This window comes from Burkholderia plantarii, assembly GCF_001411805.1.
GTDB classification, from domain to species: domain Bacteria; phylum Pseudomonadota; class Gammaproteobacteria; order Burkholderiales; family Burkholderiaceae; genus Burkholderia; species Burkholderia plantarii.
In genome coordinates, this window is the sequence record NZ_CP007212.1 from 1952785 (window position 1) to 1979028 (window position 26244).

General features: G+C 63.7%; 35 protein-coding genes. 27 read left to right on the forward strand and 8 right to left on the reverse strand.

What is annotated here, in order from left to right; translation table 11 throughout:
• Nucleotides 1-61: 61 nt before the first annotated feature.
• The gene (locus tag bpln_RS08375; protein ID WP_042624821.1) at nucleotides 62-340 is read right to left on the reverse strand and encodes a hypothetical protein; all 279 of its coding nucleotides are present in this window, start codon (nucleotides 338-340) and stop codon (nucleotides 62-64) included.
• Between the two features lie 305 nt (nucleotides 341-645).
• On the opposite strand from bpln_RS08375, the gene bpln_RS35200 reads away from it, so the two are divergent.
• Entirely contained in the window at nucleotides 646-840 is a 195-nt protein-coding gene (locus tag bpln_RS35200) for a hypothetical protein (RefSeq protein WP_123863491.1), read from the forward strand.
• A complete protein-coding gene (locus bpln_RS08380) occupies nucleotides 840-1430 on the forward strand; it encodes a hypothetical protein (protein ID WP_042624822.1) in 591 nt (196 codons plus the stop codon). Before bpln_RS35200 ends, bpln_RS08380 begins: the two co-directional genes overlap by 1 nt.
• A gap of 134 nt (nucleotides 1431-1564) precedes the next feature.
• On the opposite strand, the gene bpln_RS08385 is transcribed toward bpln_RS08380, so the two are convergent.
• Nucleotides 1565-2785: an ISL3 family transposase gene (locus bpln_RS08385; protein ID WP_055139483.1), complete on the reverse strand. Its 1221-nt coding sequence runs from the start codon at nucleotides 2783-2785 to the stop codon at nucleotides 1565-1567.
• A 293-nt stretch (nucleotides 2786-3078) separates the two neighbouring features.
• Here bpln_RS08385 and bpln_RS35205 point away from each other — a divergent pair, with 293 nt between their 5' ends.
• The 20 genes from bpln_RS35205 to bpln_RS08475 all read left to right on the forward strand — a co-directional run bounded on the left by bpln_RS35205 (nucleotide 3079) and on the right by bpln_RS08475 (nucleotide 16820).
• A complete protein-coding gene (locus bpln_RS35205; protein WP_123863492.1) occupies nucleotides 3079-3309 on the forward strand; it encodes a hypothetical protein in 231 nt (76 codons plus the stop codon).
• Nucleotides 3299-3901, forward strand: a complete 603-nt coding sequence (locus tag bpln_RS08390; RefSeq protein ID WP_042626567.1) for a phage neck terminator protein — start codon at nucleotides 3299-3301, stop codon at nucleotides 3899-3901. Before bpln_RS35205 ends, bpln_RS08390 begins: the two co-directional genes overlap by 11 nt.
• A gap of 11 nt (nucleotides 3902-3912) precedes the next feature.
• Nucleotides 3913-5388 carry a DUF3383 domain-containing protein gene (locus tag bpln_RS08395; RefSeq protein WP_055138559.1) on the forward strand — a complete coding sequence of 492 codons (1476 nt, stop codon included), beginning with the start codon at nucleotides 3913-3915 and terminating at the stop codon, nucleotides 5386-5388.
• Nucleotides 5389-5402: 14 nt separating this feature from the next.
• Complete coding sequence (locus bpln_RS08400; protein ID WP_042624824.1) at nucleotides 5403-5843, forward strand: tail tube family protein; 441 nt, start codon at nucleotides 5403-5405, stop codon at nucleotides 5841-5843.
• A 2-nt stretch (nucleotides 5844-5845) separates the two neighbouring features.
• Entirely contained in the window at nucleotides 5846-6298 is a 453-nt protein-coding gene (locus bpln_RS08405; protein WP_055138560.1) for a phage tail assembly chaperone, read from the forward strand.
• Nucleotides 6295-6480, forward strand: a complete 186-nt coding sequence (locus bpln_RS08410) for a DUF6889 family protein (protein WP_055138561.1) — start codon at nucleotides 6295-6297, stop codon at nucleotides 6478-6480. The genes bpln_RS08405 and bpln_RS08410 overlap by 4 nt, the downstream gene beginning before the upstream one ends.
• The gene (locus bpln_RS35210) at nucleotides 6473-8005 is read left to right on the forward strand and encodes a glycoside hydrolase family 104 protein (RefSeq protein WP_148653964.1); all 1533 of its coding nucleotides are present in this window, start codon (nucleotides 6473-6475) and stop codon (nucleotides 8003-8005) included. Before bpln_RS08410 ends, bpln_RS35210 begins: the two co-directional genes overlap by 8 nt.
• On the forward strand, nucleotides 8002-8595 hold the full coding sequence (locus bpln_RS08425; protein ID WP_042624829.1) for a phage baseplate protein: 594 nt from the start codon (nucleotides 8002-8004) through the stop codon (nucleotides 8593-8595). The genes bpln_RS35210 and bpln_RS08425 overlap by 4 nt, the downstream gene beginning before the upstream one ends.
• Before the next feature lie 9 nt (nucleotides 8596-8604).
• Nucleotides 8605-8922, forward strand: a complete 318-nt coding sequence (locus bpln_RS08430) for a phage baseplate plug family protein (protein ID WP_042626568.1) — start codon at nucleotides 8605-8607, stop codon at nucleotides 8920-8922.
• Nucleotides 8919-9899, forward strand: coding sequence for a phage protein (locus bpln_RS08435; protein ID WP_042624830.1), 981 nt, complete (start codon nucleotides 8919-8921; stop codon nucleotides 9897-9899). The genes bpln_RS08430 and bpln_RS08435 overlap by 4 nt, the downstream gene beginning before the upstream one ends.
• Before the next feature lie 134 nt (nucleotides 9900-10033).
• On the forward strand, nucleotides 10034-10825 hold the full coding sequence (locus bpln_RS08440; RefSeq protein WP_042626569.1) for a Gp138 family membrane-puncturing spike protein: 792 nt from the start codon (nucleotides 10034-10036) through the stop codon (nucleotides 10823-10825).
• A gap of 81 nt (nucleotides 10826-10906) precedes the next feature.
• A complete protein-coding gene (locus bpln_RS08445; RefSeq protein WP_055138563.1) occupies nucleotides 10907-11266 on the forward strand; it encodes a contractile injection system sheath initiator in 360 nt (119 codons plus the stop codon).
• Nucleotides 11267-11268: 2 nt separating this feature from the next.
• Nucleotides 11269-12450 (forward strand): baseplate J/gp47 family protein, encoded by a 1182-nt coding sequence (locus bpln_RS08450; RefSeq protein ID WP_055138564.1) that lies wholly within the window; start codon nucleotides 11269-11271, stop codon nucleotides 12448-12450.
• Nucleotides 12450-13124: a DUF2612 domain-containing protein gene (locus tag bpln_RS08455; RefSeq protein ID WP_055138565.1), complete on the forward strand. Its 675-nt coding sequence runs from the start codon at nucleotides 12450-12452 to the stop codon at nucleotides 13122-13124. Before bpln_RS08450 ends, bpln_RS08455 begins: the two co-directional genes overlap by 1 nt.
• A gap of 43 nt (nucleotides 13125-13167) precedes the next feature.
• On the forward strand, nucleotides 13168-14568 hold the full coding sequence (locus bpln_RS35215) for a gp53-like domain-containing protein (protein WP_148653965.1): 1401 nt from the start codon (nucleotides 13168-13170) through the stop codon (nucleotides 14566-14568).
• An 11-nt stretch (nucleotides 14569-14579) separates the two neighbouring features.
• Nucleotides 14580-15080 carry a tail fiber assembly protein gene (locus tag bpln_RS33790; RefSeq protein ID WP_148654055.1) on the forward strand — a complete coding sequence of 167 codons (501 nt, stop codon included), beginning with the start codon at nucleotides 14580-14582 and terminating at the stop codon, nucleotides 15078-15080.
• A 142-nt stretch (nucleotides 15081-15222) separates the two neighbouring features.
• On the forward strand, nucleotides 15223-15645 hold the full coding sequence (locus bpln_RS08460) for a glycoside hydrolase family protein (protein ID WP_055138566.1): 423 nt from the start codon (nucleotides 15223-15225) through the stop codon (nucleotides 15643-15645).
• 13 nt (nucleotides 15646-15658) lie between these two features.
• The gene (locus tag bpln_RS08465) at nucleotides 15659-15994 is read left to right on the forward strand and encodes a hypothetical protein (RefSeq protein WP_055138567.1); all 336 of its coding nucleotides are present in this window, start codon (nucleotides 15659-15661) and stop codon (nucleotides 15992-15994) included.
• Nucleotides 15991-16260, forward strand: coding sequence for a hypothetical protein (locus bpln_RS08470; RefSeq protein ID WP_141755134.1), 270 nt, complete (start codon nucleotides 15991-15993; stop codon nucleotides 16258-16260). The genes bpln_RS08465 and bpln_RS08470 overlap by 4 nt, the downstream gene beginning before the upstream one ends.
• Nucleotides 16260-16820, forward strand: coding sequence for a lysis system i-spanin subunit Rz (locus bpln_RS08475; protein WP_055138569.1), 561 nt, complete (start codon nucleotides 16260-16262; stop codon nucleotides 16818-16820). Before bpln_RS08470 ends, bpln_RS08475 begins: the two co-directional genes overlap by 1 nt.
• Nucleotides 16821-17509: 689 nt before the next feature.
• On the opposite strand, the gene bpln_RS08480 is transcribed toward bpln_RS08475, so the two are convergent.
• A complete protein-coding gene (locus bpln_RS08480) occupies nucleotides 17510-17986 on the reverse strand; it encodes a winged helix-turn-helix transcriptional regulator (protein WP_042624839.1) in 477 nt (158 codons plus the stop codon).
• Between the two features lie 160 nt (nucleotides 17987-18146).
• Between bpln_RS08480 and bpln_RS08485 the strand changes: the two genes are divergently transcribed.
• The 4 genes from bpln_RS08485 (at nucleotide 18147) to bpln_RS08500 (ending at nucleotide 21440) form a co-directional block, all read left to right on the forward strand.
• Nucleotides 18147-18584: a PaaI family thioesterase gene (locus bpln_RS08485; RefSeq protein ID WP_042626570.1), complete on the forward strand. Its 438-nt coding sequence runs from the start codon at nucleotides 18147-18149 to the stop codon at nucleotides 18582-18584.
• A 147-nt stretch (nucleotides 18585-18731) separates the two neighbouring features.
• On the forward strand, nucleotides 18732-19607 hold the full coding sequence (ypfJ, locus tag bpln_RS08490) for a KPN_02809 family neutral zinc metallopeptidase (protein WP_042624840.1): 876 nt from the start codon (nucleotides 18732-18734) through the stop codon (nucleotides 19605-19607).
• A 238-nt stretch (nucleotides 19608-19845) separates the two neighbouring features.
• Nucleotides 19846-20907 carry a permease gene (locus bpln_RS08495; RefSeq protein WP_042626571.1) on the forward strand — a complete coding sequence of 354 codons (1062 nt, stop codon included), beginning with the start codon at nucleotides 19846-19848 and terminating at the stop codon, nucleotides 20905-20907.
• Between the two features lie 110 nt (nucleotides 20908-21017).
• Nucleotides 21018-21440 (forward strand): hypothetical protein, encoded by a 423-nt coding sequence (locus bpln_RS08500; protein ID WP_042624841.1) that lies wholly within the window; start codon nucleotides 21018-21020, stop codon nucleotides 21438-21440.
• Nucleotides 21441-21680: 240 nt separating this feature from the next.
• Here the strand turns inward: bpln_RS08500 and bpln_RS08505 are convergent, their stop codons facing one another.
• On the reverse strand, nucleotides 21681-22511 hold the full coding sequence (locus tag bpln_RS08505) for an ABC transporter permease (protein ID WP_042624842.1): 831 nt from the start codon (nucleotides 22509-22511) through the stop codon (nucleotides 21681-21683).
• Nucleotides 22512-22516: 5 nt separating this feature from the next.
• A complete protein-coding gene (gene nodI / locus bpln_RS08510) occupies nucleotides 22517-23431 on the reverse strand; it encodes a nodulation factor ABC transporter ATP-binding protein NodI (RefSeq protein WP_042624843.1) in 915 nt (304 codons plus the stop codon).
• A gap of 217 nt (nucleotides 23432-23648) precedes the next feature.
• Between nodI and bpln_RS08515 the strand changes: the two genes are divergently transcribed.
• Entirely contained in the window at nucleotides 23649-24152 is a 504-nt protein-coding gene (locus bpln_RS08515) for a universal stress protein (RefSeq protein WP_042626572.1), read from the forward strand.
• 153 nt (nucleotides 24153-24305) lie between these two features.
• Here the strand turns inward: bpln_RS08515 and bpln_RS08520 are convergent, their stop codons facing one another.
• The 3 genes from bpln_RS08520 to lexA all read right to left on the reverse strand — a co-directional run bounded on the left by bpln_RS08520 (nucleotide 24306) and on the right by lexA (nucleotide 26161).
• Complete coding sequence (locus tag bpln_RS08520; protein WP_055138570.1) at nucleotides 24306-24959, reverse strand: DUF2939 domain-containing protein; 654 nt, start codon at nucleotides 24957-24959, stop codon at nucleotides 24306-24308.
• Nucleotides 24960-25048: 89 nt separating this feature from the next.
• Nucleotides 25049-25390: a hypothetical protein gene (locus tag bpln_RS08525; protein WP_042624845.1), complete on the reverse strand. Its 342-nt coding sequence runs from the start codon at nucleotides 25388-25390 to the stop codon at nucleotides 25049-25051.
• A 123-nt stretch (nucleotides 25391-25513) separates the two neighbouring features.
• Nucleotides 25514-26161, reverse strand: coding sequence for a transcriptional repressor LexA (gene lexA, locus bpln_RS08530; RefSeq protein ID WP_042624846.1), 648 nt, complete (start codon nucleotides 26159-26161; stop codon nucleotides 25514-25516).
• Between the last annotated feature and the right edge of the window lie 83 nt (nucleotides 26162-26244).

Below are 26244 nucleotides of genomic sequence, written 5' to 3' on the forward strand. Positions count from 1 at the left end.
CGGCGGGCATCTCCCGACGACGCTATCCCGCCGCGGCTCTGGATGCCGTGGCGCCTGAGGGTCAGTCGGCCTCCGTGCCGGATACAGTGGTGTCGGTGCCATCGGGCTCCGGTCCGGGCGGGAGATCCAGATAGACGTTCACCACGATCTCGTCGGTTCGATAGCGAAACACCCGGCCGATCACGATGAAGGTCTGCGTGCCGCCGGCCAGATCGGTCTCGAGGAAATCGCCGGTTTGCGGAAAGGGGGCGCCGGTTTCGTAGTGAAACATCGTGTTGTCGGCACCCGACAGGGCTTCGCGTGCTCTGTCGGTGTAATTCAGGTTGATGGTCGTCGCCATGCAAACCCCGCTGTTTAAGTTGAGGGAGGATAAGAACTTCAATTTTCGCACGACGCGGTTGGTGTCTTTCAATATTGACACGGCGGCCGGCGCGCCGATGCACATCAGATTTCGAAACGAAGCGAAACGGCATCGGTGCGCGGCAGGCCGATTTCCGATCGGGCGGATGTAGATACATTCCAGGTGCCTAAAATTCCAAACGGGTATCGAAAATGATTTGCACTTCTAATCAGAACGTGCGGTCTTGTCATGACGTATTGCCGGCTCGAATCAGTAGAAACCGAGCGAGCACACCGGAGAGAACGATGAAAATCATGCACGGGAAGCGATCCACTCACGCCGCCGCGTCAAGCCGGAAGAGCGACAGCGTCGATACGGTCGAACGATTGCCGGAAGGGCAGCAGGCACCGTTGTCCTCGCGTGTTGCAAGCCAGGTTTCCGGCAGCGCAGCTTGGCTCGATAGATCGCGAGAGCTATCGGCGGCGATACAGGTGCCGTGATGAGCGAGATCGTATTCAAGTCGGCGTTCGACGCGGTCCGCTTTGCGCTCTGTTATTCGTCGCAGCAGTATGGGGAGACGATCCTGGCGAAGCACGTCGATGCTTCGAAAAAAGGCTCCGGGATGGGGCTGGTCGGATTGGACGGCGCTGCCCAGGTTGGCATGATCCGCCGCGAGATCGAGAGCCTGTCGGAGTTGCATCTTGCCGTGATCGTCGCGCGCGCGGCGCCTCGGCAATTGCCCTGCGATTGCGGCAGACCTTGTTGTTCGCACTGGCGGCCGAACGGCGAGTGGCAGGCGGCCGTTGCCTGGTTGACCGATGCGTCGATGGCGCACTGCTCGGGTTGCTCGCATTACCGCGTGCGGCGGGCGATCATCGAAAAGACCTTCGGCGCAAAGGTCAATCTGGTGGACATCGCACACACGTGCGGCGTGCATATCAATACGGTGAGCAAACACAATACGACGATTCGGAAATGGCTCGATGGTGATCAACGCACCGGCACCACCGGCGTCATGCAGGCGGCATGGGCGAAGCTCGAACAGCGATTCATCGAGATCGGACTGGTCGAAACGAATGCCGCGACCTGACGTCCCAGGTTGCCATTTAGGATGACGATGTTCTTGACGATGTGTGTTCGGCACACAATAATGTGAAACATCAGATACACGTCATTCGTGTGTCCAGAGTCAGAAGCCCGCGATCTCGCGGGCTTTTTTATGGTTCATCGCGGATTACCGGGGAACGCGGCGCGGATTTTGAGGAAGAAATACTCCTCGTCGCGATACCCATAAGCGCGGCGCTTGATGACCTTGATCGTGTTGTTGATGCCCTCGACCACGCTGGTATTGAGCGGGTGCCGGCAGCGCGCGACGATGCCGTGCCAATAGCCTTGCAGGCGCCGGGCGAACAACTCGAGCGCAGCGATCCCGCTTTGCGCCGCCTGCTCTATCCAATGCTCCCAGGCCTTTTGGGCCCACGCCGGTTTGCGATAGAACCAGAGCCGCTTGAGTTCATCGCGTAGCAGATAGACACATAACAGCGGCTGGTTGGCCTCCAGCAACTCCTTCAGATGCACCGACTGTTCCGGTTTGAGATTGCGCCGGTTGCGCAGCAGCAGCCAGCGGCTGGACTTCAGAACCTTTCGCGCCGGCCGGTCGTGGCGCAGTTGATTGGCTTGATCGACACGAACGCGGTCAATGACCTCGCGTCCGTATTTGGCAACGACATGGAACAGGTCGTAGACGATCTCGGCCTGTGGGCAATGCGCATTGATCTCCAGCTCGTAGGCCGTCGTCATGTCGATGGCAACCGCTTCGATGCGCTTGGCGACGCCTGGCGGAAGCTGCTCGAAGAAGGCTCGGGCCGTCTCGCGTGAGCGTCCCTGACCGATCCACAGCACTTGACGGCCAATCGGATCGACGACCACCGTGGCGTAACGGTGACCTTTGTGAAGTGCGAATTCGTCCATCGCCAAATAGCGGATGGATGACCAGTCCGGATCCCTTACTCGAGCACGCAAACGGGCCTTGTCGATCGATTTGACTGTATGCCAGCCTAAATCGTAAAAGGCCGCCACTGCCTGCACACTGGCCGCCTGAAGCAGCTTCTCGCAGGCTTTGGCAAACCGCTCCGTGACACGCTGGTAGCGGCCCAACCAGTCCAGTTTCTCCAGTCTCGGACCGCCACAGTGATCGCACCACACTCGTCGACGCGGCACGTGCAACACGACACGATATTCAAACAGTGGCAGATCGCGCACTCTGCGAATCGACGTCTCGTGGATCTGCGAGCAACGCGCCCCGCATTGCTCGCAGAGCATCACCTTGCCTACCGGTTTCAGATACAGCGCGAGCGTGCGGCCTTCGCCTTGTGGCCACTCCACCCGCTCCAGCCGATAGCCCGTCCAGCAGCCCAGCGCTTGCAATGCCTTGCGATCGAGCACTTCATCCTCCAACGCCTTGCTTGAAAGACGTCAGATTACAAAACTGCTCGCCACGGCTCCACGGAATCCTGCGATGAACCTTTTTTATTTGCGGGTCATCCGTGCATGGCGGCCTCGACCGCCCATCGGTGGCGGTCAGTTTCATTCGAATTGGCGTGCCGGCGGCGTGTAGAAATTCGACGCTCGGCGCACGAGCGGGCCGTCAGCTTGCCAACGCTGTCTGCAGACCGAAGTTACACATCATCCCCGTCATCAGGGCCGCTACGCGCGGCCCTTTTTTATTGGAGCGACCTATGGCATCACTCGACGCCAACGACGTTTCACGCGATTCCGTTCGCGTGGATGCCGGACCCGTCTGCCGCCGAACGGCATCCAGCGGTCCCGAATGCGTTTGCGCGAACGGCATCGATCGCGCCGGCCGGTTCGCCGACGCCGCAACGAGCGAAATACACGTCGTCTCGGATCATTTCGCCGAAGCGAGCGCAGATGGCGTGCCCTTATCGGAGCGCCGCCATGAACGATAGCTCGACCGGCGGATACCTGACGCCGGCCAGCGCTCAACCGCCGATCGAGGACGATGGACTTGACGAGTTGCTCGGCGAATTGATCGCGGGCGTCACGACACTCCCCCCCGATGCCGTCTGGCCCGTGGGGAAGGCCACCCCGCTGTCGACGCCGAGTCCGTATGCCGATGGATGTGTCTTCGGCATCCACTCGCTTTGCTCCGACGCCGGACCGGTGATTCGTCACGACGGCACCGGCGAGGGTCGCGATTGCTACGTGCAGCATCAGGAAATCGAGGTGCTTTGCCGTTTCTCTGGTCCTCAGGCACGGAGTTACGCACAGCGTCTCGCCGACGGACTTGCCATGCCGCAGAACCGCGAGCCATTGCAACTGCACGACATGGCGTTCGCCGGAGCCAGCCCGATTCGGGCATCGCCCGAACCCGTCGATCGGCAAGCCGATCAACCCGCGGCGTACCGCTACGACATCACCGTATCGCTGCGCCGCAAGCTCACCCGGACCTATGCGGTCCTCAACCTTCGTTCGGCCAGCGCGGCGATGACGACCGATTCGTCGACGCCCGCGTCCGACATTTCATCCGTCCACTCCTAAGGAGGATCAGCATGTCCAACGGATTGCCCGTGTCGCGTTTGATCAACGTGACGATCAACATGTCGCCGCTTGCGGCGCAAGGTGCAAGTCTCAATACCGCGCTCGTCCTCGGACCGTCGGCCGTGATCGACACAGCCGAGCGCGCCCGAACATACGGCGGCATCGATGAGGTGGCCGCCGACTTCGGCACCGGTTCGCCCGAGTATGCCGCCGCGGCGCTCTACTTCAACCAGATGCCGCAACCTCAGTCGCTGATGATCGGCCGCTGGGCGAAGACGGCGAGCGCCGGCTCGTTGCGCGGCGGCGCGCTGTCGGTCGAGCAGCAGGAGATGAGTGCCTGGAACGAGGTGACGGCCGGCGCATTCGATCTGCCGATCGATGGCGAGGTCAAGACGATCAGCGGCGTCGACCTCGCCGATCAGACCAACCTGAACGGCGTCGCCGCCGTGATCAACGCCAAGCTGACGGGCGCGGTGATCGCCTGGACCGGGTCGCGGTTCGTCGTCACCTCGCGCTCGAGCGGCGCGGAATCGACGATCGGCTACGCGAGTTCGCCGCAGAGCGGCACCGATCTGTCGACCATGCTCGGCCTGACCAACGAGCTGGCCGGCGTGCCCGCTTCCGGCACGGCGCCCGAGCAGCCGGCCGAGGCCGTGGCGGTGCTGCTGGACCGCTTCGCCGGCCAGTTCCTCGCCATGACGTTCGCGGATTCGTCCATCACCGATGCCCAGCACATCGCGGTCGCGAAGCTGGTCGAAGCGGATCAGCGCCATCTCTACGGCGTCACAACCCGCAACCCGCAGACGCTGGACGCAACGGTTTCGACCGATCTGGCGAGCAGCCTCAAGGCACTCGAACTGAAATACACGATCGTGCAGTATTCGAGCACCTCGCCGTATGCCGTCACGTCGCTGCTCGGCCGTCTGCTGACGGTGAACTTCAATGGCAACAGCACGACCATCACGCTGATGTTCAAGCAGGAGCCGAGCGTGGCGGCCGAGCAGTTGTCCAGCACCGAGGCGAACGTGCTGCAGACGAAGCGCTGCAACGTGTTCGTCGGGTATGGCAACGACACCTCGATCGTCCAGTACGGCGTGACGCCGAGCGGCATCTTCATGGATTCGATCTACAACGCGATCTGGTTCCGCAATCGCGTGGAGACGGATCTGTTCAACCTGCTGTATCAGAGCCCGACCAAGATTCCCCAGACCGACGCCGGCAACGCACTGATCGCCGCGGTGATCTCGGCCGCGTGCGAGGCCGCCGTCAACAACGGCTATCTCGCTCCCGGCGTGTGGAATTCGGCAGGGTTCGGCGCATTGAGCCAGGGCGACACGCTGGCGAAAGGCTACTACGTCTATACGCCGCCGATCGCCCGGCAATCCCAGGCCGACCGCGAGGCGCGCAAGTCGGTGGTATTCCAGATTGCGGCGAAGGAGGCCGGTGCGATTCATGGCGCCGACATCGCCGTCAACGTTAATCGATAAAGGAGCAATTCACGATGGCAACGTACAGTTTTCAGGACGTCACCGCGACGCTGGTCGGCCCCGGTGGGGCCTTTTCTCTCGGCTATGGCGAGGCGAACGCGACCGAGGGCATCTCGATCTCGCGTGCCGCGAGCAGCAACACGATGTCGATCGGTGCCGACGGCGAGGGGATGCACAGCCTGAGTGCAAACAAGTCCGGGCAGGTGAAGCTGCATTATCTGAAGACCGCGCCCATCAACGCGAAGCTGATGGCGCTCTACGACGCGCAGCAACTGGACAGCAGCCAGTGGGGCAAGAACCTGATCGAGGTCGGGCAATCGGCGGCCGGTGATCTCTATAGCGCACGCGGTTGCGCGTTCAGCAAGGTGCCGGATATGACGTACAAGGCCGACACCGACATCGTGGAATGGGTATTCGATGCGATCAAGATCGACGGCATCCTCGGAACCTACTGACGATGACCACTGAAACCGATCTGAACGGCACGCGCTATCAGATCGGCAAACTGAGCGCGATGCAGCAGTTCCACGTGAGCCGCCGCATCGCGCCAGTGTTGCCGCCGCTGATTCTGGCGTACTTTGAACTGCAGGAATTCGAACCGCCGCTGGTGAAGAATCTGGCACCGCTCGCGACCTCGATCGAACCGGTGCTGGAAGCGCTCGCACGCATGAAGGATGAGGAGGCGGAATACGTCATCGGTGCCTGCATGCGCGTGGTGGAGCGTCGACACGGCAACGGCTGGGCGCGAGTCTGGTCGACGACGCAGGACATCTGCATGTTCGACGACATCGACATGGGCGTGATGCTCAATCTGACGGGCCGCGTGATCATCGAAAACCTCGGCCCTTTTATTCAAGGGCTGCTTACCGACCCAGTGAGCAGCCCGACCGAGCCGACACCGGCTGGATGAGAGCGTTGCCGGGTGGCGAGGATTGGCTGCTCGAACCGGTCCGGCAGGGCTGGTGTCGTTACGAGTCATTGCTCGACGGCACGCTCGGCCTGGCCGATATCGCGCTGATGAACGACGCGATCGCGGTGCGGGCAGACAACGAGGCGGCCGCGAGCCGTAGACAGGAGAACAGGCATGGCTGACAAGTCGGTGATCCAGGAGTTTTTCACTGCGCTCGGCATCAGGCTCGATGCCGAATCGGCAAGGAGAATCAGCGACGCCGTCGACAAGGCGATCCGCAGCGCCAGGTCGAAGGCGACGAGAGTCAGGACGGGTAAGTCGGCCGCCTCGATGGCGGCTGCTGCCGCCGAGGCCGCTGCTGCACTCGGGGCGCGCGCTATGGCATTCGTGTCGGCGTTGGAAACCCGCAGATCCGCCGAAGGCGGCGACGTGGGGGATGGAGCCGATGCAGCGAGCCACGGCGCATACGCTCTGCTGGATACGCTGCGTCATTTGAAAGCCGGTGCCGGAAGGGTGGCACCGACGGCACTCGATCATGTGTCCGGCATCAGCGTGAAAAGACCCTTCGGGAAGGCGGCAACATCTACCGCGAACGTCACCGCGAGGTCCACCGTTGCCAAAGATGGATGGGCGGCCAAGATGGCGAGCGCTGCGAAGCGGGTGGGACTTCCAACTACCGGAATGTCGCCGCGAAACGCGCGGGCTGCGGTGGCCGATGGCGATGGTACGACCAAGGCCGCCATCGGCAAAATACCGCAGGCCGTTGCGGACACAACGGTACACGCGAAGCCGGCTTCGACCAAACTCGGCAAGATGGCGAACGCCGCGAGCCGCGCGGCGACAACCAGCGAGGCTGCCATGCCGACAGCAGGAGTCCGGGCGATCGAAGCTTTTGCAGGAGCATTGCGGTGGGCAGGCCCGACATTCGGTGGCCTCGAGTCGCTGTTTCGAATTGGGAATCTGAACGAGAAAGGGCAAAGTGTTCTGCGCAGATATGGCGCATATGGCCCATCGGCACGTGTGCAGTTTGCCGAGCGCCTCGCACATTTACCGATCGGCAACCTGATTGCTTCGGGGGAGGGCGACTACAACAGCGTGAATCTAGGCGCCAAAGGTGCCTACAAGGCGAGCACCGCAGCGCTTACCTCCATGACGGTGGCGCAGGTGATGGAGGCGCAGCGCGCCGGCAAGTTCAAGGCGGCCGGTCGGTATCAGCTCGTGCCCGGTACGCTCGGCCAAGCGGCGGCTGCCCTTCATCTGACCGGCAACGAGTTGTTCGATCAGTCGTTGCAGGACCAAGTCCTCGCATACCTGGTGTTAAGAAAGCGTCGTGCCATCGGCGATTATCTGTTGGGCAAGAGCTCGGATCGCCATGCAGCACTGGTCGGCATGTCGCGAGAGTGGGCGAGTTTCCAGGACCCGGACACCGGACGCGGTCACTACGACGCCGTAGGCAAGAATCACGCGTCGATCGATGCCAGGCGGGCCGGCGACGCGTTGTTCAATTCGCGTCTGATGATCATGCCGACACCGCACGCGACCGCAGGCAGACAGGGCGCGCGAACCAACCACGTCGAGATCCACAACGACGTGACGATTCGAGTGACGGGTGCCCACGATCCGCACGCAACCGCGCAGGCGATCGGCCGTGAGCAGCGGTCGGTGATGGACCACGTGGGCAGGAACATGCAGGGAGCATTTCAGTGAATTCGATCTCCGACATCCTCGACGTCATGTTGGTCGGACGCAAGAAGATCGGCAGCCTCACGATTTCGGCCGTGATAACCGAGGCGTACACCGACGACGTCACCGTCACCAATCTTCCCGTCGAAACCAATGCGACGATCAGCGACCACGCCTACATGAACCCGCGCCAGATCGTGATGAAGTGTGGCTGGAGCAATGCCGATACATCGGCGCTGTTTGGTGCCGCTGCCGTCGCGTTCGACACCACCGGTGCGAATTCGATGGTGGGCGGCACCTATATCGACGCGGTCTACAGCAAGCTGCTGCAGTTGCAGGCCGATCACGAACTGCTCGATATCGTCACCACCCGGCGCAAGTATTCGAACATGCTGGTCACATCCCTGTCGCTCGAGACGGATAACGCCAGCGGTGCGGCACTGCCGATCAGCGTGACGCTGCAACAGGTCAACGTCGTCAGCACGAAGTCGACGACGCTGCCGCCGCGCGCGAACCAGGCGCGTCCGGCGGCCACCGCCGAGACCCAGAGCATGGGCACCAAATCCGCGCTGCCGGCCAGGCCGGCACGCGGCGGCTCTTTCACGCCATCGTGAGGCATGCTGATGACGACTTTCTATGAAATTCCGCTGGCGCCGACTCCGCAGGTGTTTTCCATCACGTTGAGCGGCGTGGCGTATCGGTTGACCGTGCTGTATCGCGACGCCGCAGAGGCCGGCTGGACCCTCGACATGGCGCACGCCAGCGGCGATCCGCTAATCAATGGCATCCCGCTCGTCACCGGTGTCGATCTGCTTGGCCAGTATCGCCATCTCGGCCTGGGCGGCCGACTCTGGGTGCAGGGTGACGACGGCCCCGACGAGCTCCCGAGCTTCGACGATCTCGGCGTCGGTTCTCACGTTTTCTGGGCGACAGACTCATGACTACGCAATTCGGCCGCAAGGTAGGGCTCGTCATTGGCCCCGATTCCGGCGCCGCGCTCGATCTCTCCGACCTGAGGATCAGGTTCGCCGTGAAGCGTGGCGACACGCATTCGCCAAACACGCTTGATCTCACCGTCTACAACCTCTCGGAGCACACCGTGCAGAAAGCCGAGAGCAAGGAGTTCACGCGGATCGTGCTGCAGGCCGGCTACGAAGGCAATTACGGCATCATTTTCGACGGCTCGATCGTGAACGTGTCGCGGGGCCGCGAGAGCGCGACCGACACACTACTGAACATCACCGCCAACGATGGCGACATGGCTTATAACTTTGCCATCGTGAACAAGACGCTCGCGGCGGGGTCGCTGCCCGAGGATCACGTGAAGGCCTGCACGGCGGCGATGGAGCCGTGCGGCGTGAGCGCGGGCTACCGTCCGGCGCTTGGCGGAAACCCGCTGCCACGTGGCAAGGTGATGTTCGGCATGGCGCGCGATCGCCTTGAAATCGTCGCGAGGACCACGCATACGCTCTGGTCGATTCAGGACGGCCGTTTGCAGATCGTGCCTGAAACCTCGTATGTGCCCGGAGAGGTGCCGGTCATCACCGCCCGGACCGGCATGCTCGAGACGATGACGTTGGAGACTGGCGGCATCAAGGTGCGGATGCTGCTGAATCCATCGATCAGGATCGGGCATCTGGTCAAGCTCGATAACGCGAGTATTCCACCCACCGAGAGCGGGTCCGGTGTCGACCGGAACGCAGGTACTGCCGAGCAATCCCGGGCCAACCTGATCGACAAGGACGGCATCTATTGCGTCGTGAACGCATCGATCAAGGGCGACACAAGCGGAAACGACTGGTACACCGAAATCATCTGTCTGCCTGCGGATGCGACGTCGGGAGTGGAAACGTCGGATGGTGCAGGTGGCGTCAGGGCGCCCGCACCGGCGAAGCTGGGCGTGATCTCGAACGGCTGATCGATGCGAGCGCCGAGTCGCGGGTGATGGTTTCCACCTGCGCTCGCGATAACAGCGCCGTGGAGCCGCTATCCATTGTCGCGGCACGTGCCACGAGCGGCGCGATGGCTTCCTTTTATCGTTATTTCCTCACCATGAATCGAAACGAGCAAATCGGCGATCCGCTGATGTCGTTGCGCGCGGCCTTGCGCGGCCAGCAGGCCGACCTCTGGACGGCGCTGCCCGGCACCATCGAATCCTACGATGTCGGTACCCAGACCGTGGTTATCCAGCCCGCCATCAAGGCGCAGATCACCGCGAGCGACGGTGGCGTCACGACGGTTGCGCTTCCGCCTCTGGTCGATTGTCCGGTGCAATTTCCGGCTGGCGGCCAGTGTACGTTGACTTTTCCCGTGGTGGCCGGCGACGAGTGCCTGGTCGTGTTTGCCTCGCGCTGCATCGACGCCTGGTGGCAGTCGGGCGGCGTGCAGGAGCAGGCCGAATTCCGGATGCACGATCTGTCCGACGGCTTCGCCCTGCTGGGCTTTCGCTCGAAGCCGCGCGTGCTGCCGGCAGTCGCCACGGCTGCGGTGCAACTGCGCAGCGACGACGGCGCGGCGTTCATCGAACTGAATCCGGCCGCGAGCGCGGTGAAGATCGTGGCACCGGGCGGCTTTGAGGTCGACGCGCCGCGCATCGTGTTCAATGCGAACGACTCGGTGACGGTGACGTCGCCGCAATCCACGTTCTCCGGTGCGCTGACCGTCAAGGGTGTTTTCACGTTCCTGGCCGGTCTGATCGGCAGCACGGGGCAGGGTGTGGCCGCGGCCATCTCCGGCACCATCAATTTCATTGGCACATTGACCGCCAACGGCAAGCGTATCGACGACACGCACTCGCACGGTGGCGTGCAGCCAGGCGGCGGCAACACCGGCCCGGTTCAATAAGACGAGGCGCCGGTCGCGAGCCGGCCGGGCGCGACGATGAAGCTGTTCCCACGAATCAATCGCAATTGAAAAGGGGGATTCATGTTGTATAGAAAACTCGACGCCGACGGTGATTACACGTTTGGCGGCGGGATGAACGACTTTCTCGAGGACACGCCGGAGGCCGTGGCGCAGGCCGTGTTGACGCGCCTGCGCCTGCTGCGCGGCGAATGGTTTCTCGATACCACGGCCGGGATGCCATGGGCCGGTGCGGTACTCGGCAAGAACACGCAAGGTACGGCCGACGCGGCCGTTCGCGCCTGCATTCTCGACACCCTCGGCGTGACCGAAATCGCCGCCTACGCGAGCGAGATCGACGCCGCCACTCGCACGCTGCGCGTTACCGCGAGGATCGGGACGATCTACGGCACGACCAACACGACTCTCGAGGCCATATTGTGACGATGACACTTTCCTCCATCGCGCCGACCATCGACGCGCACGGCATCACCGCGCCGACTTACGCGGAAACTTTTGCGTGGTTGCAGGAGCAATATCGCGCTATCTATGGTGCCGACATCTATATCGAGCCGGATAGTCAGGATGGCCAGCTGATCGCCGTGTTCGCGAAGGCGATCGCCGATGTGAATGCGGTTGCGATCGGCATCTACAACTCGTTCAGCCCGGCCAAGGCGATCGGCGCGGCGCTGTCGAGCAACGTGAAGATCAACGGCATCACGCGCGAAGCGGCGAGCTACTCGAGTGCTGATCTGAAGCTCGTCGGCCAGGCCGGCACGACAATCGCGAACGGCATCGCGAAGGACGGCAACCATCTTCAATGGGCGCTCCCAGCCAGCGTGACGATCCCGCCCACCGGCGAGATTACGGTCACGGCGACCTGCACGACGCTCGGTGCGATCACCGCCGCCGCCGGCACGATCACGTCGATCGGCACTCCGACGCAAGGCTGGCAATCCGTGACGAACGCGGCGCCGGCTGCACCGGGCGCGCCGATCGAAACCGACGCCGCGCTGCGCCAGCGGCAGGCCGTATCCACTGCGCTGCCTTCGCTGACCGTGCTCGAGGGCATCGTCGGCGCCGTGACCAACGTGGACGGCGTGATGCGTTGCGTCGCCTACGAGAACGACACGTCCGAAGTCGATGTACATGGCATTCCCCCGCATTCGATTTCGCTCGTGGTTGAAGGTGGCGACGCGGCTGCCATTGCGAACGCGATCCTGGTGAAAAAGACGCCGGGTGCCGGCACCTATGGCACGACGGCGATCGTCGTGACGGACAATTTTGGCCGGCCGAGTACGATCCGCTTTTTCCGTCCGACGGCCGCGCCGATCACGGCGACGCTCGACCTGAAGGCGCTCGCGGGCTACACGACCCAGACCGGCGAGGAAATTGGCCGGGCCGTGTCGGACTATATCAACGGCGTGCCGATTGGCGGCGGGCTGTCCGGTAGCGTGGAGTGGGGCGACGCGTTGAGCACGGCGAACGGCGTGAACGGCGGCACGACCTTCAAGCTGTCCGGCCTGACGCTGAATGGGCCGCGCGGTGCGGGCACGCCCGACGTCGCGCTGCGTTTCAACGAGGCGGCGTCGTGCTCGTGTACCGACGTGAAACTGGTGGTGAAGTGATGGCTGCGCTGACCGATTATCTCGATCTGCTGACGTCGGAGCACGGGGACAGGCCGCGATTCGCCGCGACCGTTTCAGCCGTCGTGCGGCCGCTCGTCGAGCAGATGACGTTGCTGGCCGGGCTTCCGGCCCAGTTCGACCTCGATCGTGCTGTCGGTGACCAGCTCGACATCGTCGGGCAGTGGGTCGGCATATCCCGGCGCATTCGCACGCTGTTGACCGATGTGTATTTCTCGCTCGATAACGAGCATCTGGGTTTCGAGCAAGGTGTCTGGAAAGGGCCGCACGATCCGGATACCGGCCTGACTCGGCTCGATGACGACACCTACCGGCTCGTCATCCGAGCCCGGATCGGTGCGAATCATTGGGACGGGACATTGGCGCGCGGCTCGGAAATCCTGAACGGCATCTTCGGCGGCGGCACCCATGCGTTCATCGAGGATCATCAGGATATGTCGATGACGATCGGCATTACCGGAAAGATTCCGTCGGCCGTGTATCTTGCGTTGCTTGCGGAGGGCTACATCCCGTTGAAGCCCGAAGGGGTGCGGGTGGATTACGTCATCGTCACGCCTGTCGATGGCGCGTCGTTATTCGGATTCGATATGGAGAACGAGTACGTTGCAGGTTTCGATGAAGGGGCATGGGGAAATATAGTCGCAATGGATTGTTGAATCAGGCCGCCTTAGGGCGGCTTTTTTATTGCATGGAGGATTGATGGTCAAGAATGACTTCAAGGCGTTTGCCACCGGCGATGATGCAAACGTGCTTTCGCAGCAGGATTACGAGGCGCTTGTCGCGCGTTCGTCAGGATTTCAGTCAGGAATCGCGCAATCGGCGCAAATGAACAAGGTGTTGCGGCAAAGTTCGATCATGGCCGCTGTTTTAGCACAATTTATTGTTGATCAGGCTGGAAAGGACGCGATTGACAATGGAAGCGTCGATACGTTGGTGGAAAACCTGAAGGCCGCGATATTTAACGATACGGCGCTGACAGGTGTGCCGACTGCACCGACGCCGGGTGCGGGAGACGACTCGACTCGGCTGGCGACGACGGCATTTGTGCAACAGCTGTCGGGCAACTTTGCGACGCAGCATTGGGTGCGGGATAACTCTGTTAATAAAGCCGGCGATACGATGACGGGGACGCTAAATACCCCGAATCTGAGCGTAAATCAGGGCGTGGAGAATGATACATCCGCCGCGCTGATCTATAACGATCAGGGTAGACGCAATATTGTTTTTCGTACGGGGCCAGCTGGTGAGTACAAGTACAGCTTCATTGATGAGGAAGGCGTGTTAACGTTGCCAGTTCGTCCGGTATGGAAGGAAACGCCATGGGATACCGGAAATTTTGACCCAGAAAAAAAAGCAGAAATTGACTCGCCGACGTTCACTGGTCTTCCAAAGGTGCCGACGCCGCCTTTATTCGAAAGCAGTACAAATATCGCCTCGACGGCCTTCGTGCGGCATGCATTGGGAAGCTTTAACGGCGGTAATCGACCCGGTTCCGGCATAAGCGAAGAAGTTACATTATTAACTAATGATGACATCGGCGGATTTTGCTACTTCAATGGCCGTTCAAATCAGACAGCTACGTTGCCAAATGAAGCGAACCTGCCGGTGGGGGCGACAATTACCTTTCAGCGTGGCTCCGTATCTGATTTGATTATTAGTACCTACAAGGCAGATCAAATCATCGACACTACCGTGGGTCTCGCCGTTTCGATCACGCTCGTTGCAGGCGAGTTCGTCAAACTGGTATGGAGTGGAAAATATTGGCAGGCGTTTGGAACCTATACGCAACGTATTGGCGAACAATTCGCGCATTACCATTCACAAGCAGGTTTTCAAAAATTACCTGGGGGCCTGATCTTTCAGTGGGGAATTGCTACTTTCAACGAGCGTGATGGTTTTTCTGGGACGCTCGTCAATTTTCCGATTGCATTTCCACACGGCGCCCTTCAAATCGTGGGCAGTGATTCTGATGCCGCAGTAGGAACCTTCTCATTTCGACCAATTTCACCGACTCAATTCAAGGTTTGGTCAATCGGAGGTGTGGGAAATGGACCGGAATATCGTTCGTACGGAGCAAGATATTTTGCGGTTGGAAATTAAAGGTGGAGAATATGGGAAATTTATTTGCAGTATACGACGGCAATGATCCCTGCCATTTTATCACGGGATTCTACGATAGCGATATTGTCCAGGTGCCTGAGGGGGCCGCATCAGTGCGACTGAGTGTGGAAGAATACAACTACTTGCTGCAAGTGCCAGCGGGACAGCGACAGGCACTTGACGAAAATCTGAAGCCGGTATGGTTGACTGCTCCACCGCCGTCATCGGCCCAAGCAGCTGCCTTTATGCGAGCGTCGCGAGACGCCGTGTTGAGGGCGACCGACTGGCTTGTCGCAAGACATCAAGACGAAAAGCTGCTTGGCCGGGGAACGACTCTGACAGCCGATCAATTCGCTATATTGCTCAACTACCGACAAGTTCTACGCGAGTGCAGTGACATGCCGAATTGGCCTGACATAACACTGCCGACACTGCCGCCATTCTTGTCCAATCAGGATGACACAATTAAACAGACAGCCCGAGAGGCGCCGCGGATGCAGAAGAACCCTTAACGGCCGTTGCATCGAACTCCCGGCCCGCGAAACGTCCAAGCAAGCACCTCCCGCAAAGCGATCATTCCATCCTGAAGACAGGAATGTCACGCGAGACGGAAATTCTAGTGAAACTCTAATTGGAGAAACATAGGATTCCTACATGAAAACATACGATGAAGAAAAATTGATATCCGAACTAAGCCGTGACGAAGGCCGGCTGCTGAAGCCCTACACCGACACCGTCGGCAAGCTCACGATCGGCGTCGGCCGCAATCTCACCGACGTCGGCATCAGCGATCGCGAATGCGATCTACTGCTGTCGGACGACATCGGCCGCACCGTAACCTGGCTCGATGACCAACTCCCCTGGTGGCGCGGGCTCGACGGCGTCCGACAGCGCGTCGTCATCAACATGGCGTTCAACCTGGGCGGCAATCTGCTCTCGTTCGTCAACACGCTGGACGCAATGAAGCGGGCCGACTACGCAAGCGCGGCCAAGGGCATGCTCGATTCGAAATGGGCCCGGCAGGTCGGCGCGCGTGCCGTGCGGCTTGCCGACATGATGCTCGCCGGTCAGGTCTGACGGAGGCCGTGCGGTGGACTATGTCCGTTATCTGACTGGCCCGCTGTCGGTGTTTGCGGCCGGTGCCGCCGGCTCGCTGGTGCGGGCCGTCGTGGCACCGCCCGCGAACCGGCGATTGATGCTTGCACATATCGTCATCGGCGCGCTGATGGCGCTATTCGTTGCGCCCGCCGTCGTCGAGTATTGGCTGCGCGGCAACAGCATCGCGCTGCAGCGCGGCGTGGCGCTTGTGATCGGTATCGCCGGCCCGATCGTCGCGGAAATCGCGATCCGCGTGATCCAGACGCGTGGCGACGGCGTGGCCGAGGAGATTGTCGATCGTGTGGCGGGAACGGAGGAAAGGAAATGAGCCCTTTGATCGTGGTGTACGTGTTGATGCACCTGGCGTTGTGTTCGACGGTCGGATGGCTGTTGATGCTGCCTCAGTCGCCCGCCTGGCGCGCCGTGCTCGGCGTGATCCAGTTCGGCACGTTGTGGAATCTCGCCGGACTGATCTGGCTCGGCTACAACGACGTCTGGCCCGGCGAGCCGGTGATCACCGGTGGCTTCTGTCTCGCCATCCTCGGCGCGATGTTCTTCAAGCGGCCGCTCGCGACGCGCAAGGCGCAGCCATGATGGCGCGCGGTGTGGCCGGCGTGCTGGCTGCCGCGCTGGCAGCCTCGGTCGGCGCGTATGGCATGCATGTGTTCGATGCGCGTGGGCTCGCTGCGGAGGCGGCGGGGCGCGCGGCCGACGCGCAGCGCCATGAAGCCGAACTGCTCGCGGTCTCCCAAGCCGCGCTCGACGCCGAGCAGCGCGCGAACGCGGCGCACCAGGCGGCCGCCTCGCGGGTGGCCGTCGCCGATGCGCAATTCACGAAGGAGCGAACGAACCATGAGATCGACAATCGTCGCTACCGCCTGGCTCTTGCTGACGGCACTGACCGGCTGCGCGTCGCGGTCCGCGACCATGTTGCAGCCAGTGCCGACGATGTGCCCGGAACTGCCTGCGCCGCCAGCATGGACGATGGTGCCGCCGCCGTCGCGGACCTCGACCCAGCGACTGCGCAGCGCGTTTTCGCCGTTGCCGGCGACGACCAGCGCGAAATCGACAAACTGAAGGCGCTGCAGGCCTACGTATGTGCAATCCGTGCGGCAACCCCCGGTTGCGAAGACGGCGGGCGATCGACGCCATGACAGATGCACCATGGAAGTAGCCGATCCCGCTTATGCAAACAGATCTGCTTGCGAAAACCGTGCCAGCCGCCGTACAATCGCAGCGTTTTCCAAAACGCCTGTCGGTCCCAAGGTGCCCAGTTGTTCCCACATTCAATGCCCGGGCCGCTGTGTAACGGAAACGGTGTTTGATCGCAGGCCTGCCATCCTACGGGATAGGGCGGCCGGTTAGCTCAGACACATCGAAGAATTCAGAAGCGGGTCTAGTTGTAGACGGCGCCAATCGAAAGGTTGGCGCCGTTTTTGTTTGTCATTTTGCTATCTCAAAATAACAAAGGCTCGATAGCCGCACGCCACTGGATCTCGCTACCTGCGTTGTTTTCCACGCTTCGCAAGCCACGCAGCCGCATTGTTTCTTTTCCAAAACTAAACAATGGCCGTATACGGCTTTCATTCCGAAAAATGTTGTCTCCAGATCTAGAAATATTGATCTAGAGCAAGTTGTGTGGAAGTAAACCAAAGTCTCGTGCGCCAAGGCCGCTATTCTTTGATCGACAGCTGACTTGCCTCGGCTGCCTTGAGTTTGAGCCCGCCTCGTCGAAACCGAGGCGGGCTTTTTTATTTCCGCAGACGATGAGTGGCGGCACGGCCGGTGATCGGCGCATCCGGAGCCGTCGGCGCGAGGCGAGGGCGCTGCCGGCAAGCGCCTCTCAATGCGTGTCGCCAGTGGCCTGCGTCTGTATCCCGGGGCCGGGCAGCAGTTCGACGTCGCGCGGATCGGGCGTCTCGCCGCACTCGGGGCAGATCATCACAGGCCGCAGCAGCTTGCCGCATGGCTTATGGCGCATCAGCATGGGCGGCCCGGCACCGTCGTCCTTCCAGCGATCGCCCCAGGCGGTCAGCGCCAGCAGCACCGGATACAGATCGCGGCCCTTTTCCGACAGCCGATATTCGTCGCGGGGCGGCCGCTCCTGATATCGCTGCTTCACGAAGATGCCTTCGTCCACGAGCCGCGCCAGCCGGTCGGCGAGCACATGGCGCGTGATGCCGAGCTGCGCCTGGAACGCATCGAAGCGGCGCGTGCCGAAGAACGCGTTGCGCAGGATCAGCATGGTCCAGCGGTCGCCGAGCACGGCCAGCGTGCGCGCGATCGAGCACGGAAACTCGCCTACGTCGTCCCATTTCATCGGCAGCCCTCACGCGGTTGGCACAAGTGGGTCCGATTATAGAACGCTCTCTCGAACCGGCAATTGCTGCGTTGACAGTGTCCAATTCGGCGAAGAATAATGCGTTCTGTTTTGGAACTTACCAAGGTGCCGGTCTGGCCCGATGAGAAGGAGTGTGCTGATGAAACCGCTCGATTTTTCCGGTATCGACCTGTTGCGCGCGGCGGCGGCGGGCGACGTCCCCGCCCCGTCGATCACGAAGACGATGCCGATGCGGCTCGACGCGGTCGAACTCGGCTACGTGAGGATGGCGGCACGCGCGGACGAGCGGCATCTGAATCCGCTGGGCGGCGTGCATGGCGGTTTCGCGGCCACGGTGCTCGACTCGGTGACGGGTTGCGCGGTGCATTCGATGCTCGATCGCGGCGTCGGCTACAGCACCGTCGACCTGCATGTGACGATGCTGCGCCCGGTGCCGCGCGACGTCGACCTGATCGCCGAGGGGCGCGTGACCCATCTGTCGCGCACGCTCGGCGTTGCCGAAGGCACGCTCAAGACGCCCGACGACAAGATCGTCGCCCAGGCTTCGGCCACCTGCTTCATTCAGCGGCCCGAGTAAGCGGCCGGGCGCCGCGACGAAGCGTTGCCGCGGCGTGCGGGGCTTTCGTCACGATGATGAAAGCCTGCCGTAGGCCGGCAAGGCATTCGCTATACTTCGCTCGTCCCGCGGCGCATCGCCCGCGATCCTGCCGAACGGAGTATTGCCATGCGCCTCGACGACGAAGCCGAAAGCCAGAATGTCGAGGATCGCCGGGGCGGTTTGGGCGGCGGACGCGGCGCGACGATCGGTATCGGCACGCTCGTGGTGGCGCTGGCTGCCTCGTATTTTCTGGGCATCGATCCGCGCGTGGTGCTGCAGGGCGCCGCGGCGCTGCAGGGCCAGCAGGCCGGGCAGGCGCCCGCGCCGTCGGCGAACCCGTCATCGCGCGCCAATCCCGCCGATGCGCGCGCCGTGTTCACGCGCAAGGTGCTCGGCAATATCGAGCGCACCTGGAGCGACATCTTCCCGACCCAACTGCAGCGCCAATATGCGCCGCCCACGCTCGTGATGTTCGAGCACACCACGCCCACCGCCTGCGGCACGGGCCAGACGGCGATGGGGCCGTTCTACTGTCCGGCCGATCGCAAGGTCTATATCGATCTCGGTTTCTACGACGAACTGCGCCAGAAATTCGGCGCGGGCGGCGATTTTGCGCAGGCCTATGTGATCGCCCACGAGGTGGGCCATCACGTGCAGAAGCTGCTCGGCATCTCGGACCGGGTCGATGCCGCACGCGAGCGGAGCTCGCCGACGCAGGCGAACCGTCTGTCGGTGCGGCTCGAACTGCAGGCCGACTGTTTCGCGGGTGTGTGGGCCCACAACGCGCGGCAGGCGAATCAGCGGCTGATCGAGCCGGGCGAATTCGAGCAGGGCCTGAAGACCGCGGCGGCGATCGGCGACGACACCCTGCAGCGCCGCAGCCAGGGCTACGTGGTCCCCGACGCGTTCACGCACGGCACCAGCGAGCAGCGCGTCGCCTGGCTGCGGCGCGGCATGCAGCGCGGCGACGTGCGCGACTGCGATACGTTCGCCGCACGCTGAACGGCACGCACCCGGCGACGCTTCGCGTGCCGACAAGCGCGCCGCGCCGCGGGCGGATCACCATACGCCGCCTCGCGCCTGCCGCATGCGATAATCCGCCTTTGCCCGCCAGCGCGTCTCGGCAATGACGCGCTTCGGCCGGCGGCGCCGCGCTTCGGGCTACCGCAGCGCGGACCAACGAAAGCGCGGGCGATCAAGCTCGCCGACCACGCCCATGGGACCGCACGCAGCCAAGGACATGAACACGACCCGCACCTCGACAACCTCTCCGGCCCTCGGCTGGGCGACCTTCGCGCTGATCGCGATCGTCGGCCTCTTCTACGTGAAGTGGTTCCCGTACTACCACCGCGCATTCGTCGCGGCCGAGCATCATTCGATCGGCCAGTCGATCCTGATGGGCGGCGCGAGCAGCGCGCCCGCGCCGTCCTGGCATGCGGCGCTCGACTACGCCTGGGCCTACGGCAAGGCGATCTGGCAGGCGATGGTGCTGGGCCTGCTGCTCGGCTCGGCGATCCAGGCGCTGCTGCCCGCGCAGGCGATCGCGCGGCTGCTGGGGCGCACCGGTTTCGGCAGCGTCGTGGCGGGCGGGTTGCTGTCGCTGCCCGGCATGATGTGTACCTGCTGCGCGGCGCCGGTGGTGGCCGGCCTGCGGGCGCGGCAGGCCTCGCCGGGTGGCGCGGTGGCGTTCTGGCTCGGCAACACGGTGCTCAATCCGGCCACGCTGGTGTTCATGGGCTTCGTGCTCGGCTGGCAGTGGGCGGGCCTGCGCATCGCGTTCGGCGTGGTGATGGTGTTCGGCATCGGCTATCTGCTGAACCGGCTCGCGGCGCCGCAAGCGCAGCCGCTCGACGACGCGACGCTCGCACGTCTCGCGGCGGGCCAGGCGGCGGGCGGCAACGCGTTCCGGCGCTGGCTCGAGATCCTCGCGCGCATGACGCTGCGCCTGATTCCCGAATACATCGTGCTGGTGCTGCTGCTCGGCGCGGCGCGCGCGTGGCTGTTTCCGCACGTCGGCGCCGACGTCGGCAACACGGTGCTGTGGATCGTCGCGTTCGCGGTGGCCGGCATGCTGTTCGTGATTCCGACCGCGGGCGAGGTGCCGATCGTCCAGGCGATGCTCGCGCTCGGCGTGGGCGTCGGCCCGGCGGCGGCGCTGCTGCTCACGCTGCCGCCCGTCAGCGTGCCGTCGATGGCGATGCTGTCGCGCTCGTTTCCGGCCCGCACGCTCGCGCTCGTCGCGGTGCTGGTGGTCGGCCTCGGCATCGTGGGCGGCTTCGCCGCGGTGGCGCTCGGCTTCTGAGTGGCTAGGCGCCTCGACCGGGCGCCGCGCAGCGGCCGGCTTCGAGGCATGACGAATCGACCGCCGTCGCGATCTCGCGGCGGCTTCTCCCGAAGCAATCAGGATTACGCATGAAGCAACACAAGATCCATCCGAAACTCGAACAGGCGCTGACGCGAGGCGATCTCGCGATCCGCCAGGCCAATTCCGCACGCGCGACCGCGGTGCTGAACGCACTCGGCAAGATGATCGTCGAGGCGTCGTCGACGATCGGCGTCGAGGCCAGCATCGACATCCCGCAGGGCGACCGGATCTACGATCCCGTCAACGGCCTCTGGCCGCAGCGCATGCGCGTGTCGTTCGACGGCCCGGTCGAGGAAGCGGACGAGGAGGAACTGCGCTCGGTGTACCTGCTGGCCGATGATCCCGGCACGATGTTCCGTGTCGAGTGGCATCGCGCCGACGGCAAGCTCGGCCGCCAGGAAGGCGGGCCGATCGCGACGGTGGCGTTCCTGACCGATGTCGAGATGCCCTGGGGCGACGACGACGCGTAAGCAAACGTCACGGTACTCGCCGATGCGCCCACTTTCTCGGGCGCCGGCCGGTATGAAGCCGCCGCGGGATGCATGCCGTCGAACCACGAGTGGAGCGGATTCGGGTGGACCGCATGCGGGATGCGTTGCACGCAGCCGCATGCGAGGTGTGCTCGATGGAACCGTGCGTGAGACGCACGCAACAGAACCGTGCGTGCTCCGCGCCCGGCCCCATCGCACGGCGGCGGGCACGGCTCACGCTCAGCGCATCATGCGGCGGCGGAACAGCCAGGCCGAGACGAGGAAGCCGACCACCGCGTAGGCGGCCAGCACGCCGGCATGCAGCGCGACGTCGCTGGCTGGCCGGCCCAGCATCGCGGGCCGGATCAGGTCGACGGCGTTCGCCAGCGGTAGCGCGTTGGCGGCGTAGCGCGCGACCGCGGGCAGCTGCGCGATCGGGAAGAACACGCCCGAGAGCAGCAGCATCGGCGTGAGCGCGAGCGTCTGGTAGAACATGAAGAAGTCGTAGGACGGCGCCACCGCCGTCACGATCATTGTGACGCTCGCGAACGCCAGCCCGGCGAGCGCGATGGCGGGCACGGCGGCCAGCAGCGACGGAAACGATGCATAGCCGAGCACGCCCGCGACCAGCATGATCGCGGTGCCCGACAACATCGCCTTGCTGGCGGCCCAGGCGATCTCGCCGAGCACGATGTCGCCGAGCGCGAGCGGCGTATGCATGATCGCCTCCCAGGTGCGCTGCGCGTGCATGCGCGAGAACGCCGAATACATCGCCTCGAAGCTGGCCGACATCATCACGCTCGAGCCGACCGTGCCGGCCGCGAGGAACGCGATGTACGACACGCCGTCCACGTGGCCGACCATCAGCCCGAGCCCGAGGCCCAGCCCGAACAGGTAGATCATCGGATCGGCGAGATTGCCGATCATCGACGCGAACGCGAGCTTGCGCCAGACCAGATAGTTGCGGCGCCAGACGGCGATCCAGTTGGTCGCGTTGGCGGGCAGCGCGATCGTGAAGCGGGCGTCGCGCGGCCGCGGCGCGGCGGCGGGTGACGAGTGGCCGGTATCCATGGCGGTCAGTCCTGCATGTCGCGGCCGGTCAGCCGCAGGAACACGTCTTCGAGATTCGCCGGCCGGTGCAGGTAGCGCAGGCCGGGCCGGCCCTTCAGCGTCCGGGCGAGCGGCTCCGGATCATCCACGTAACAGAACAGCGTCTCGCCGCTGATTTCGGCGCGGGCGACGCGTGGCGCGAGCTCGTCGCGCAGCGCGACCGGATCGGTGCCGTAGATTTCCACCACGTCACAGCCGATCTCGGCCTCGATCAGCGCAGGCGGCGCGCCCTCGGCGATCTTGCGGCCCGATTCGACGATGCAGAGCCGGTCGCAGAGCCGTTCGGCTTCCTCCATGAAATGCGTGGTCAGCAGGATCGTCTTGCCGCGCGCGAGCAGCGAGCGCAGCCGTTCCCACATCAAGTGCCGGGCCTGCGGGTCGAGCCCCGTGGTCGGCTCGTCGAGCACCAGCACGTCGGGATCGTTGACGAGCGCGCGCGCCAGCGTGAGGCGGCGCTTCATGCCGCCCGACAGCTCGCCCACCCGCGCATCGGCCTTGCTCTCGAGTTTCGCGAATTCGAGCAGCGACGGTACGAGCTCACGCGCCTGGCCAGCCGACAATCCGAAGTAGCGCCCGAACACGAGCAGGTTTTCGCGCACCGTGAAGTCGGGATCGAGATTGTCGAACTGCGGCACCACGCCGACGCGCTGTCGCGCATGACGCGCCCGCTCGGGCACCGGCTCGCCGCAAAGCCGGATCGTGCCGGCGTCGGGCTGCGTGATGCCGAGCAGCATCCGCAGCGTGGTGGTCTTGCCGGCACCGTTCGGGCCGAGCAGCCCGAAGCATTCGCCGCGCTGCACGCGGAACGACAGATGATCGACGACAAGCCGCTCGCCGAAGCTTTTTTTGACATCGAGGAATTCGATCGGAGCGACGGACATGGGTGCGCGAAGGGCGAAAGGGGCGGAAGGACATCACGAAGCGGCCATTCTAGTGCATCAGGCCCGATATCGGCCCGAACTTGCCGCGCCATCGTGCAAGCCTGCACCGCGGCGCGGCAGCCTCGCCCGACAATGGTCTTCGCGTTTTCCAACCCTTGCATCCTGAATTGCGGCGCACGATGATGAATTGACGACCGATGTCGCAATGGAGGCGATCATGGCCAGTTATCAGAAAATCCTGCTTTGCTACGACGGCACGCTCGAGGGCCGCAAGGCACTGCGTTGCGGTGCCGATCTCGCGCTCGAACTGAAGGCCGAGACGCATCTGCTGTCGGTGGTCGACATGCGTTCGAGCATCGCGCAGAGCGCCGGGCTGCTGACCGACGTCGCCTGCGGCCGCTTCGAGGAGACGGCGCGCGCGATCTTGCAGGAAGGCGTCGACTGGCTGACCGCGCGCGGCGTGCAGGCGCAGGGCCATTTCGCGTTCGGCTATCCGATCGACGAGATCGCGAATCTCGCCAAGGAGCTTGGTGTGGACCTGGTCGTTGTCGGCCATCGCTGCCGCAGCGGGCTCGCGCGCTGGTGGATGGGCGCCGGCAACACGCAGCTGCTCGACCGCATTTCGTGCAGCATCCTGGTGGCCTGCGCGTCGTCCGACGAGCAGCGCGAGGAACTGGCGAAGGAAAAGGAAGCCGCGCTCGCGGCGGCGGCCCACACCTGAGCATCGACGGACCGGCGGACCGATGGGTTGATCGGCGGGATCGATGAGGTTGAAGCGATGGGTGAACGGGCGTGCCCGCGAATTCCGTGCCCGTTGTCAGCCGCTTCCGATCGCGCCGCCGACTGCCTTCGGCATGCGGTGGCGCGGAGCGCGTCAGTGCTGGAGATCGATCGCGCTGAGCTTCCAGCCGAACAGGCCGCTGCGTCGGAAAATGGCCGCGTAGCGCGTGCCGCCGGCATCTCGCTGATAAACGGCGATGAACTCGTTGATGCCGTGGTAGGCGGCGCTCGATTGCGGCGCCGCGGGCGGCGGCGTACCGGTGCCGGAAGGCGGAGGCGCGCTGGCGCCGGCGGGCGGCGCGACACCGGCGCCGGATGCCGGAGCGGGGGCCGGCGCCGCGGGTTGATCGAGCGCCGGCGGATGCTGGCGCGGATCGCCGTTCGGCGGCAGGCCGCTCAGCAGCGCGGCCACGCCCTCGGGCGTCGCATAGGCATCGACGAGCGGGCCGATCAAGGCAGAGCCGACCATCGCGCCGAGCATCGCGAGCGGATTGTCGTGCCGCTGCAGATCGATGCGACGCATCAGCTCGTCGGTCAACTGCTGCTTCAGGCTGATGCGCAAGGCCGGGTAATCGACATAGCGGCTGATCGCCTGCGCGTCGCGCGCGTCGATTGCCTGCTTCAACTCGCGCAACGCGAGATAGGGCGACGCGGCCGCGTACAGGATCGCCGCAAGCCCCGCGACGGCAACCACCAGGGCAGGCATCCACCCGAGCTGCTTGCGGCGCGGGGGCGGAACGGACGACATATCAGACGGCGAATCAGACGACGAAGAAACGGACACCAGGCCTCCTGTCTCGAAAGACGGTCTCGGAACCTGGAGAGCGTATCAGACCATCAGACCGCCGAGCGTTCCTCGGCAATACAACGATCGATCATGCGACACACCGCGTCGATCGTCCCCACCATGATCACGCGCGACTGCCCGTGGTAGACGCGCACCGGCGCACGGCGTGCCGGCTCGGCGTGATGGAGCCCGGCGTTCAGCGAGACGCGCGCGAAGGCCGGCAGCGCCGAGGGCAACGCGGCCGGCTCGGCGGCCAGCGGCAGCGTGCCGGACTCGGCAAACCCGGCGGATTCGGCGGAATCAGCAACGAGCGGCGCGCAGGGCGTGCGGCCCCGCAGATGGCGCAGGCGACCGAATTGACGGAAGGGCAACAGGCGGGCGAGGCGTTCCATGTGTTCTCCAGATCGGATGGAGGGACGAACGTACTAGGCGGATGCAAACCGGGTGCAGGCAGCAGATAGCAAGCGGGCAAAAAACGGCCGGACGGCGAACCGCAACCGGCCCTGGCCCAGGCGCTACAGCTCCCCGGAACGGATCAGGCCGACGGCGATGCCCTCGAGCGCGAATTCCGCGCTGCCGGCCTTCACGAAGATGTTTTCGTAGTCGGGGTTCTCGGCGATCAGCTCGATGCCGCTGGAGTGGCGCTTCAGGCGCTTGACCGTGACGTCGTCGCCAAGCCGCGCGACGATGATCTGGCCGTCCTTGGCCTCGCTGCGCTTTTGCACGGCGAGCAGGTCGCCGTCGAGAATGCCGGCGTCGCGCATCGACAGCCCGCGCACCTTCAGCAGGTAATCGGGCTTGCTCGTGAAGAGCGCCGGATCGCACGCGTAGTGCTGCGAGATGTGTTCCTGCGCGAGGATCGGGCTACCAGCCGCGACGCGCCCGACGAGCGGCAGCGACAGCTGCATCAGCGCCGCGTGCGGCAGCGTGAGCTGGTGCGGCGCGTCCTCGAGGCCGAGCAACCGGATGCCGCGCGAGGCGCCGGCGGCCAGCTCGATCACACCCTTGCGGGCGAGTGCGCGCAGGTGCTCCTCGGCGGCGTTCGGCGAACTGAAGCCGAGCTCGGCGGCGATCTCGGCGCGGGTCGGCGGGAAGCCGGAGCGCTCGATCGCGCGGCGAACGAGGTCGAACACTTGCTGCTGGCGTGCGGTGAGTTTGGTCATGGTCGGACTGTATGGATAGACAGTGATCTGTATTTTTATACAGTAGTTCGGGAAATTCAAGTGTTACTTGAAGTTCGGCGCTA

What these genes read in the sequence shown, in the direction of transcription:
- bpln_RS08445 (WP_055138563.1), top strand. Translation starts at nt 10,907, where the DNA reads ATGTTGTATAGAAAACTCGACGCCGACGGTGATTACACGTTTGGCGGC.
- bpln_RS08475 (WP_055138569.1), top strand. Translation starts at nt 16,260, where the DNA reads ATGGCGCGCGGTGTGGCCGGCGTGCTGGCTGCCGCGCTGGCAGCCTCG.
- bpln_RS08525 (WP_042624845.1), bottom strand. Translation starts at nt 25,390, where the DNA reads ATGGAACGCCTCGCCCGCCTGTTGCCCTTCCGTCAATTCGGTCGCCTG.
- nodI (WP_042624843.1), bottom strand. Translation starts at nt 23,431, where the DNA reads ATGTCCGTCGCTCCGATCGAATTCCTCGATGTCAAAAAAAGCTTCGGC.
- lexA (WP_042624846.1), bottom strand. Translation starts at nt 26,161, where the DNA reads ATGACCAAACTCACCGCACGCCAGCAGCAAGTGTTCGACCTCGTTCGC.
- bpln_RS08480 (WP_042624839.1), bottom strand. Translation starts at nt 17,986, where the DNA reads ATGAAATGGGACGACGTAGGCGAGTTTCCGTGCTCGATCGCGCGCACG.
- bpln_RS08400 (WP_042624824.1), top strand. Translation starts at nt 5,403, where the DNA reads ATGGCAACGTACAGTTTTCAGGACGTCACCGCGACGCTGGTCGGCCCC.
- bpln_RS08505 (WP_042624842.1), bottom strand. Translation starts at nt 22,511, where the DNA reads ATGGATACCGGCCACTCGTCACCCGCCGCCGCGCCGCGGCCGCGCGAC.
- bpln_RS35210 (WP_148653964.1), top strand. Translation starts at nt 6,473, where the DNA reads ATGGCTGACAAGTCGGTGATCCAGGAGTTTTTCACTGCGCTCGGCATC.
- bpln_RS08520 (WP_055138570.1), bottom strand. Translation starts at nt 24,959, where the DNA reads ATGTCGTCCGTTCCGCCCCCGCGCCGCAAGCAGCTCGGGTGGATGCCT.
- bpln_RS08390 (WP_042626567.1), top strand. Translation starts at nt 3,299, where the DNA reads ATGAACGATAGCTCGACCGGCGGATACCTGACGCCGGCCAGCGCTCAA.
- bpln_RS08455 (WP_055138565.1), top strand. Translation starts at nt 12,450, where the DNA reads ATGGCTGCGCTGACCGATTATCTCGATCTGCTGACGTCGGAGCACGGG.
- bpln_RS08500 (WP_042624841.1), top strand. Translation starts at nt 21,018, where the DNA reads ATGAAGCAACACAAGATCCATCCGAAACTCGAACAGGCGCTGACGCGA.
- bpln_RS35215 (WP_148653965.1), top strand. Translation starts at nt 13,168, where the DNA reads ATGGTCAAGAATGACTTCAAGGCGTTTGCCACCGGCGATGATGCAAAC.
- bpln_RS08495 (WP_042626571.1), top strand. Translation starts at nt 19,846, where the DNA reads ATGAACACGACCCGCACCTCGACAACCTCTCCGGCCCTCGGCTGGGCG.
- bpln_RS08380 (WP_042624822.1), top strand. Translation starts at nt 840, where the DNA reads ATGAGCGAGATCGTATTCAAGTCGGCGTTCGACGCGGTCCGCTTTGCG.
- bpln_RS35200 (WP_123863491.1), top strand. Translation starts at nt 646, where the DNA reads ATGAAAATCATGCACGGGAAGCGATCCACTCACGCCGCCGCGTCAAGC.
- bpln_RS08450 (WP_055138564.1), top strand. Translation starts at nt 11,269, where the DNA reads ATGACACTTTCCTCCATCGCGCCGACCATCGACGCGCACGGCATCACC.
- bpln_RS08410 (WP_055138561.1), top strand. Translation starts at nt 6,295, where the DNA reads ATGAGAGCGTTGCCGGGTGGCGAGGATTGGCTGCTCGAACCGGTCCGG.
- bpln_RS33790 (WP_148654055.1), top strand. Translation starts at nt 14,580, where the DNA reads ATGGGAAATTTATTTGCAGTATACGACGGCAATGATCCCTGCCATTTT.
- ypfJ (WP_042624840.1), top strand. Translation starts at nt 18,732, where the DNA reads ATGCGCCTCGACGACGAAGCCGAAAGCCAGAATGTCGAGGATCGCCGG.
- bpln_RS08470 (WP_141755134.1), top strand. Translation starts at nt 15,991, where the DNA reads ATGAGCCCTTTGATCGTGGTGTACGTGTTGATGCACCTGGCGTTGTGT.
- bpln_RS08435 (WP_042624830.1), top strand. Translation starts at nt 8,919, where the DNA reads ATGACTACGCAATTCGGCCGCAAGGTAGGGCTCGTCATTGGCCCCGAT.
- bpln_RS08485 (WP_042626570.1), top strand. Translation starts at nt 18,147, where the DNA reads ATGAAACCGCTCGATTTTTCCGGTATCGACCTGTTGCGCGCGGCGGCG.
- bpln_RS08460 (WP_055138566.1), top strand. Translation starts at nt 15,223, where the DNA reads ATGAAAACATACGATGAAGAAAAATTGATATCCGAACTAAGCCGTGAC.
- bpln_RS08405 (WP_055138560.1), top strand. Translation starts at nt 5,846, where the DNA reads ATGACCACTGAAACCGATCTGAACGGCACGCGCTATCAGATCGGCAAA.
- bpln_RS08430 (WP_042626568.1), top strand. Translation starts at nt 8,605, where the DNA reads ATGACGACTTTCTATGAAATTCCGCTGGCGCCGACTCCGCAGGTGTTT.
- bpln_RS08375 (WP_042624821.1), bottom strand. Translation starts at nt 340, where the DNA reads ATGGCGACGACCATCAACCTGAATTACACCGACAGAGCACGCGAAGCC.
- bpln_RS35205 (WP_123863492.1), top strand. Translation starts at nt 3,079, where the DNA reads ATGGCATCACTCGACGCCAACGACGTTTCACGCGATTCCGTTCGCGTG.
- bpln_RS08515 (WP_042626572.1), top strand. Translation starts at nt 23,649, where the DNA reads ATGGCCAGTTATCAGAAAATCCTGCTTTGCTACGACGGCACGCTCGAG.
- bpln_RS08395 (WP_055138559.1), top strand. Translation starts at nt 3,913, where the DNA reads ATGTCCAACGGATTGCCCGTGTCGCGTTTGATCAACGTGACGATCAAC.
- bpln_RS08440 (WP_042626569.1), top strand. Translation starts at nt 10,034, where the DNA reads ATGAATCGAAACGAGCAAATCGGCGATCCGCTGATGTCGTTGCGCGCG.